The 8,273-nt window shown below is 50.0% G+C and carries 4 protein-coding genes; 3 read left to right on the top strand and 1 reads right to left on the bottom strand.

Annotated elements, in window-relative coordinates; all coding sequences use genetic code 11:
- Nucleotides 1-84: 84 nt before the first annotated feature.
- The gene (locus QYH43_RS26725; protein ID WP_301158512.1) at nucleotides 85-597 is read right to left on the bottom strand and encodes a hypothetical protein; all 513 of its coding nucleotides are present in this window, start codon (nucleotides 595-597) and stop codon (nucleotides 85-87) included.
- Between the two features lie 330 nt (nucleotides 598-927).
- On the opposite strand from QYH43_RS26725, the gene QYH43_RS26720 reads away from it, so the two are divergent.
- The 3 genes from QYH43_RS26720 to QYH43_RS26710 are packed head-to-tail and all read left to right on the top strand — an operon-like array spanning nucleotide 928 to nucleotide 8,074.
- On the top strand, nucleotides 928-2,718 hold the full coding sequence (locus tag QYH43_RS26720) for a hypothetical protein (protein ID WP_301158511.1): 1,791 nt from the start codon (nucleotides 928-930) through the stop codon (nucleotides 2,716-2,718).
- 41 nt (nucleotides 2,719-2,759) lie between these two features.
- Complete coding sequence (locus tag QYH43_RS26715) at nucleotides 2,760-5,153, top strand: hypothetical protein (protein ID WP_301158510.1); 2,394 nt, start codon at nucleotides 2,760-2,762, stop codon at nucleotides 5,151-5,153.
- A 17-nt stretch (nucleotides 5,154-5,170) separates the two neighbouring features.
- The gene (locus tag QYH43_RS26710) at nucleotides 5,171-8,074 is read left to right on the top strand and encodes a hypothetical protein (protein WP_301158509.1); all 2,904 of its coding nucleotides are present in this window, start codon (nucleotides 5,171-5,173) and stop codon (nucleotides 8,072-8,074) included.
- Nucleotides 8,075-8,273: the final 199 nt, after the last annotated feature.

Below are 8,273 nucleotides of genomic sequence, written 5' to 3'. Positions count from 1 at the left end.
GATTTCATGAAGCCAAAGGCTTGGGAATGGACAATTGCGGAAGTGGTCATTTCATTCTCCTCAAGTTTTAATCATTTAAAATGTTCACGGGGCTGTTGAGGGAATGGGTGGCGCGGCAGAGGTTTTTATGCGAATACACGAGATTTTATCTCGATTGACATCGCTACGTTTAAATTCGACCATTTGCAAGCCAGGCTCAATGATTTGGTTTTCCGAGAAGGAGGCGAGGTATGCAATTTCGATAATGTTAGTGCTGGTCAGTTTTTTTATTGTTTTCAGCAAAAACCACGGGGCATCCTCTGGCATTGAAGTGTTCCAGCAGTTTCTGTTGGTGGCGATAAGAACAGTAGTCGCTGAAGGTACTTCACCTAGCTGGAAGGTGCGGGCCTTGTCGTTCCAATCTTTGCCGCACGGCAGCGCTTCACCGTTGACAAACGAATACGTTTTTTCCTGGCCAGGCTCCGGTACGGGTAAGTTGCATTGGTCAGCATCGTTGTCCCGAAGAATTACTGTTCCGCCAGCAAAGGTTGCTGTGCCTGAATAGGCAGCACCTATCGTTAAAAGAACTCCATAGGTGATGGCTCTTATGGGTTTCATGATTGTGGGATCTCATTGTGAGTACGGTTGGTAGGTCCTGCCTTCAAACTAGACGTTACCATCGGTTGGCTTTATTTAAACCTAGCAGTTCTGCTAGTTTCCAAGGTGCGTAACGAATGGCGTGGTGAGGGGAGGAAGATCGTCAAGTACACGCTATAACAGTGTTTTTTTGGTTGGAGTAGGAGTTCGCGGTGGGTAAAAAGGGGTATCAGCATATCGCCAGTTAATGCGTAAAAAACCTAGCAGTTCTGTTAGTAGCCAACCTGGCCAATCAAGCGCAACCTTGACACTCAGAAGTTCTGTTGAATTCTAATTGTCAAGGAGTAACCCATGGCGGAGCTCAATCCTCGCCCTGACATCCCGGAACTACAGCCTGGCGACTGGATCGATCTGGATAAATTGGGCGATGGCCCACTGCTGACGTATATCAAGTACCCGAGTATCGCCATTGATGATGCACTTTGGCCAAACTGGCGGGGGTGTGGCGCATCAGGTGAAGTAGCCGACCACAGTACCGCCCGAGTGAATGTGAGTATAGAGGGCGGCTATACCCCGGCACTCGGAATGCCGGTGTACGTCCCCAATGATGTCCTGAAAAAACTGGATCAAGGTGTTGCGTTTTATTCGTATGCTGTCGGCGATCCCCTTGATCCGAATATCAAGGGGCCGGAGTCGTTGCGTGTGTTTTGCTACGTGGGTAAGCGCGCGCAACAAAGTGCGAATGTACCGGTTGCGCAGATAAAAGAATCCCATGAACTTGCACTGGATCCGGACGACGTATCGGAAGATGTAACTGCTGTAGTTCCGCCTTACAGGGCCATGAGTGTCGGGGACAAAGTTACTTTCAAATGGCAAGGCTACTTACAAGGGGTACCACAGCCTGAATACTCGAAGTTCAAGGTCATCAAGGCTGAACACCTTGGACAGCCATTGACGTTTACAGTCGACCTTATCGAGATTATCGGCATTCCTGGGGGATACGCCGAGATCAGTTACCGCATTGAATACGCCGGCGGTGCAGGTCAGGCAAGTGATTCCGACGTACAACGCATTGATATCGTCAAACCAGAATCGGCTCCTTTACCGCCTATTACGTTCGAAGGCTACACAGGTGACCCGATCAACCCAGGTACGTACCCGAATGGACTGACGTTGCAGGTCAAGCCTGTTTATACAGACATTCAGGAAGGTGATTGGGTTCTGGTTTACTGGACGGGCAGCGAAAGGGCCAAGAGTGTCATCAAAGCACTGCGAGTCGACCGCTCCACACTGGACAGCGGCTTGATCGAGTTCCTGATCGAACCGCAATGGCTGGTGGCCAATAGTAACGGCCAGGTACAGGTGACTTATCAATTTGCACGTGGCGGTGTTGCAAGAACTGCCGAATCGCTCCCGTTGGATATCAAGAAATCCTTGCACCTACCGCCACCCATTGTCAAAGACGCGACAGCGGATTCAGTCGGAGGGTATTTAGAGGCGAATACCAGTGGTGTTTACGTCAAGGTCCCTGACGATGCGGAAACCGGCGGGGGGGCGGTAGAAATGCACTGGTATGGGCATGAAAACGGAGGGCGTCATATCGCATTGACGCCAGGTCCTGACCAGTGGTTTTTTATCCCGCCCAGCGCAATTGCCGCCAATATGTCGACACTCGAGCAAAAGCGGTTTCCGGTGTTTTACCGCGTAGTTACCGATGGTGTTGACTCGACTCCATTCCATTTACTTGTAACACCGCTGCCTGCATCACGGTACCCGCTCACAAAATGTAGGCAGGTCAGGGACGGAAAGTTGTCTTTATTTGAGGTCCACTTTAACGGAGCGGATTTGGAAATAGATTCCCTGCCCTTTTACGCGTGGCCATTTATGGCTGAGGGCCAGTTATTGACGATGGAGATTACCGGGGTTAATAAGGCAGGGCAAGATGTTCGTGTGTTTGCTCGAGATGCACTACCGGTTACACCGGCAGAGTTTTTCAATAAAAAAGTAGACGCGAAACTGCCGAAAGACTTTCTGGAAGATCTAGAACTCAACGAGAAATTCACAATGAAGGCGCGCGTCAGTTTTGATGGGGGTCAAACTTATACCCCTTTTAGAGACAGCGATCCAACGCTTGTTGCGTAACCCCATTCGTTACAGCATTAATTACAGTAGGGAAATTAATCATGGACACTCATTCTGTCGAGAACCTGTTGGAATGGCTTAAAGAGAAACCCCGGACCCTGGATTGGGGCGCGATCATGGCGTATGGGCGTGCTGAGACAAACAAGGTCTTGCTGCAGGAATACATTGCACGGTTCGGTGAAACTAGTTATTTGAAGCCGATTACTGAGGAGATCCTGGATAACTCAACGCCGACACAAAAAGAGTATTTGCATAACTATCAATTGGATTCGCCACGCCTGTCCTTTAAAGATTCCAACTTGCAAGAGTCCAGGGCGAAATTGACAATGCACGTGGTGGGCGGTACGCACCTCTCCTTTAACAAAGCGCAAGGCGAATCTCAGTGGAGTGTCAGCAGGATTTCCGACGAGGATGTGCTGGATGGCCCACGCTTGATGTTTGATATCAACCTGCTGGCGAGTCAAGGTAGCGTGTCGTCGGCAGGGCGAGTGGAACTGGATATTTCAAAGGGTACTAACTATACATTGACGTATGTGCAGACTGAACATTTGCGTAAAGTGGCCGGCGAACGGATGCAGCAGATCTTCATGCCTTTGCCGGAAAGTGAAAAGATTTTTGTGTTGAATGAGCTGAAGTTCGAACCTGATCAGTTTTTGAAACCGGCAAGGTTTGTCATTCGTACGCATAGCAAAGAAAATGCCGGCGCTACGCTTTTGGACAATGAAGACGATGGTGAAGGGGCGGTATTGGTCTTTGTTGCCATGGAGGGAGACAGTAATGGGACGCTGCCGATTGACAATGCTGATCTAATGTATTTGTTGCCGGATGGGTATTCGGCATTGGCATTGATTAATCAGAAAATAGTAAAGGAGCGTGTGATTCAAAGCGGAATGAATAAAGCGCAAGGCGGTTTCTCAAAGTTTGAAAGTGTCATGAGTAAAGATGTTATAAGTGCGATTAGAACTATATTTGGCGATTTCTATAGGTTTGAGCCTGATATTTCAATACCGGTAAATGAATACACGGTGAATGTGGTACATTTCCGTATAGAATTTTATGATGGTGGCGTGGAAAATCAATGTGTTTTTTTCTGTCCTGGCTATACGTTTCATAGCGGGGATATAGCGAATTCTGAAGGGTTTACCCTGTATGGTACTCAGGAACTTACGGCTTACGTTGCAAGAAATAATGCGACGGTTGGTTCCGGAAGAATTGAGATGAAGCATAGCGCTACAAGAATGATGGAGTTTGCGATAAAGGATGGTTTGCTAGGTGCGGAGCTTAAGTTAATTGATCCTCCGTACCCAGATGATCTTGAAATACAGATCTTGAACTTAAGTGTTGAATTGCCGCTGCACGAGGTGAGATCGAAGTTATTGCCTCTGGTGAGAGTGGCTTTTGAAAATTTGGTGAGTAGTTGCTTTGATAGGATTTCTGAGTGTGTGCCGAATATTGATGTTTTTGCACTCAATAGTCTTTTGTTTCGTGGGGACCAGACGTTAAAGCTGGAGAGTGTCTATTTCCCTGTTGATCTTGCACTCTTCGGCCACGTCGGTCCCACCCAAACCACCTTCACCATCAACCAACTCGAACCGGTTATCGGCCACAGTCAAACATTTCAGTTCACTCCCGAACCCCCAGTCACGGGTTTGAAGTGGGAAGTCAACAACATCCTCGGTGAAACCTCTCCGGTCGGAGCTATTGACGCAAACGGAAAATACACCGCCCCCACAGCCGCCCAACTTGAAGGCAACTTCGTGCGAGTGCGGGTGACGGCCACCAAAGGTCCCCACACAAGCTCTGCACTGGTCACCGTGATGCGCCGGGGCATCACCGTCAACCCAATAATCCAGGTCGCGACAGCGGGTGATCCGCGAGACCTGGATGTATCGGCGGGCACTGTCGGTGGCAGGGCGTTGGACTGGTCCATTGAGGACCCGCGTTCAGGGGCGACCGTTAGAAAAAACCCTGCAGAGGGTAAGGACCATAGTTATTTTCCAGGGCCAAAGGTCATAGGTTCAAGACCCACTGTCGACAAGATCATCGTTCGAAATCCAGAAACTGATGTTGCCGAGTTTGCTCAGGTCCTTGTTCTGCATGAGACGTCTTATTACACACTGGTTGTCGATAACACTGCCAATTTACCAGACAACCAAGTCCAACTTTTGGCAATGCGAAGTAGCGGTCCGGTGAAACCAGAGCTTTTGGACTGGACTGTAGTGATTGGTGCAGCGTCGGCCCAGATCGATGGCAACACCGGGATATTGACCTTGGATCTCACCGGCCCGGACAGATTTGTGGTGGTTACCGTCTACCGGGAGATTGAAGATATTGATCCGTTTATGGGCCACATTATCCTGCCAATACCACTGTTCGGCGTACCCGAAACCATCCGAATGTTATGCGCTGATGCTCAGCCAGTTAACGTTCATTAATTGTTGGGAGATTTGCCATGTCTATTAACTCACTTGAAAGTTTGTTGAACCAGATGAAGGGGCGCTCCATCACCCATGGTTGGGGGGCGGTTGTCGCGCTCGGTTGTGCCCAACTCAATCGCTTGCTGGAAGAACAGTACCTCGGCTGGTTGACCGCAGGTCGATTCATACCGCCAATCAAGGGTGAGGTCTTCAGCACCGGCGGGACTGAATCAATGAGGCTGGACGGCCTGCTTTTAGGAAGGCCAGTGTTGTCCTTCGGTTCGGCTTCGCTGGATCATTCTATTGTGACCTTGAGCATGAACATTGTCGCGGGCACCTATACCGCAATCAGCCTGCCGAGAAACGGAGCAGCGCGTCTGTCGACTAGCTTCAGTATTACTGAAGGGATGGGTTACAAGGTCGAGATGAAAATCGGCCTGAACCAGTTGGAGGGAGAGGTCGATAAACGTGGGCGGGTGACTTTGGACTTGGCCAGCGACCCTGAGATGACGTGCAATCTGGGCGAAGGCGTTGGCATGCAGGGCCCGATAGCGGCACTTATTCAGAGCCATCTGGCCGCACTCCCAGATGACAATCGCATTTTTGAGTTAGGCCTGTTCGATTTCAGCGGGTACAACCCGCTGAGTCCTACTGGCTTTTATATTCGGACCCAGAAAGCCCCCGAAGGATCAACCGACCCGAACGATGGCGCGGTGTTGATGTTTGTCCGGCTGAAAATCAAGGATGAAAACGGTGAGGGACTACCGACTGAAGGCAGTGGCTTCCCTTACCTGATTCCGAAGGATCAATCTGCAGGTAAAGACCTGTATACGGCGTCGCTGGTGTTGAATCATGAATGGATCGAGTTACTCGATGAGGTCCAGTTGGATGTGCTTACGAGTTTGCTGTTGCCTGGTGGAAACTACTTTGAACGTATCGAAGGGTCGTATGAGCCTCATGACTTGCTGGTATTGGGCAATATCAAACCTGGCGACGACAGAGTAACGATCGAGCCGCCGTTTATCAGCCTCAAGGCTGGTGACAGTCAGACCTTCAGAGCCCGTAAAAGTGATGGGACGGCGGTCAATGCTCAATGGAGTGTCAACAATCCCATCAGCCCGTTTTCGGTTGGCACGGTGACTCCAACGGGGGGGGATTACACAGCTCCCGTCCAATCACGTATGGGGAATCAACAACAGCCTGTTGTCGTGACGGCCCAATATGCACAGGGAGGCACGCTACAAACGAGTTCTGCGCTGGTGCTCGGGGCGTTTGAAAGCATGAGCATTTCCTCGCGGGTATGCACCAGTAGCATCGGTGCCAACGCCGCCCCGATTTACTTGAAGGCGACTGCGCTGGGCGGGGGGGGGCAATTAGAATGGGCAGCACTTGCGCCATCGGAAGGAACGCTACAAGTCATAGATAACAATCACGCCATTTACAAGCCACCTGTTGATCTGACGGATCCTTTGGCCATTCAGAAAGTCAGGGTCACAGATTCGGTTTCGAAAGAAGCGATTGAAGCAAGCATCGTATTAATCAAAACACCGCACTCTGTGTTAACAGACCCACCCTACGTTGCTTCTATTACGGCTTCGACCCCCATTCAGTTCTACGCGGATGTACCAGAAAAATATGCCAAATGGGACGTTATCGGCGAGGGTTGGGTCGATGGCAACGGGCTGTTCACGCCGCCGAACGCGCCTTCTTCAAACGTAAGTGTGGTCAGGTGCGCGTTCGTCATCGATGGTGAGGAGGAGGCAGCTGGCTTCAGCATCATCCAACTCACCGAGCAAGATCCCCCCCCGCCGACCTGGGAAGAACTTCAAGAGTTTTCTATCTACGTCCCGGATCTAAGCCCAAATGGCTGCTTCAGCAATGGCTATCAACAGATTTACGTTGTTATCAAAATCGAAACAAAACCCGTCAAAGTGGACGGTGAGGATGTGTACATCCCAGTCAGCGATGCAGAGCTGGCAACACTCAGATTGGTGGAACAACGGAGCAATTCCCCAGTGCCTTTCGTGCCCGTCACCCAGGAAGGCATTGAGTACGACAGTGGCATCGCATGGGCCGCCAACAAAAAACGGAATCGCTTCAGACTCTATTCGCCCACGGCAGCTGCGTCGTCGCCTTCATCGGTCCTGCCGACGCCCAATAACAATGGTGTTCGTTATCGCGAACTATGGATTCACTTTGCCGTGGAAGGTAGTCGCACCTTCTATGCGCAGTTTGACTCACCTAGGGGGACCTATAATTCCACGGACGACAAGACCGAGGGCTACGAAGTGACTGTGCAAGGTATCAGTCCGCCGACGCCAGCGCCAGGGCATTACGATTTCAACCGCGATCGCGTTTGGGGGGATCCGAACGGTTACGTTGGAGAGCCAACTCCGACGTACCCCGAGGGGGATTATTTTAGTTATTACCGTCAGTCCGAAGATTATTGGCGTTTAAGCTATAGCCGATCGGGTGTTTATCCAGTGTTGTTTTCTACGTTGTTCATTGAAGACAATGTTTCAATGATTCAGTGGGAGAGTGAATTGTTGGATGAGACTTTTTTCAGTTACACCGGTTATGCCTTTAATCCTGCCAACTATCAAAATAGTGACAGCCCTAAACCGGACGGCCTGTCATTCGACCCTTACTTTTGGGGGTTGATGAGGGGGTATCAGAAGTCACTGTCCAGTGAGTTTGTTCATGGCAAGGAGCCTTCTCCCGGCGAGTTGATCGTCGCCTTGCGCCGAACAGATGATATGAAGTACTGGTACGACGGAATGGCTAACGGTGACCAGCGAAAGTTTTACCGGAAACAGATGGATCCCGCTATTCGATTCGTAGTACGGGATGAAGAGGGTAATCGGCACGCTTTGTCGGTGTCATTTGATCCGCCTACGCTGACTGATAGTCGTAATAAATTGAATTTGAAATTAATATAATAAGCAGGTGGCGATTGACGAAATTGTCAAGTCAATAGGTATTGTCGGCATTATCTGATGATGAGGTTTTGCTCCGGACTTTTCCTTGTTAAGGAAGTCCGGGGCCTTCGTGTTTTTTTCATAAATTAATTACTATAGGAAGGTGCATTATGACCACTTCCAACGTCGTCCATTCCCAAGCCTTCGGTTTCATGAGTTA

This window comes from Pseudomonas sp. C32, assembly GCF_030417915.1.
Classification (GTDB): domain Bacteria; phylum Pseudomonadota; class Gammaproteobacteria; order Pseudomonadales; family Pseudomonadaceae; genus Aquipseudomonas.
This window is presented reverse-complemented; position numbering and strand designations above follow the sequence as displayed.

Excerpts from the sequence above, each read along its gene's own strand:
- QYH43_RS26725 (WP_301158512.1), bottom strand. The coding sequence starts at position 597 with ATGAAACCCATAAGAGCCATCACCTATGGAGTTCTTTTAACGATAGGT.
- QYH43_RS26720 (WP_301158511.1), top strand. The coding sequence starts at position 928 with ATGGCGGAGCTCAATCCTCGCCCTGACATCCCGGAACTACAGCCTGGC.
- QYH43_RS26715 (WP_301158510.1), top strand. The coding sequence starts at position 2,760 with ATGGACACTCATTCTGTCGAGAACCTGTTGGAATGGCTTAAAGAGAAA.
- QYH43_RS26710 (WP_301158509.1), top strand. The coding sequence starts at position 5,171 with ATGTCTATTAACTCACTTGAAAGTTTGTTGAACCAGATGAAGGGGCGC.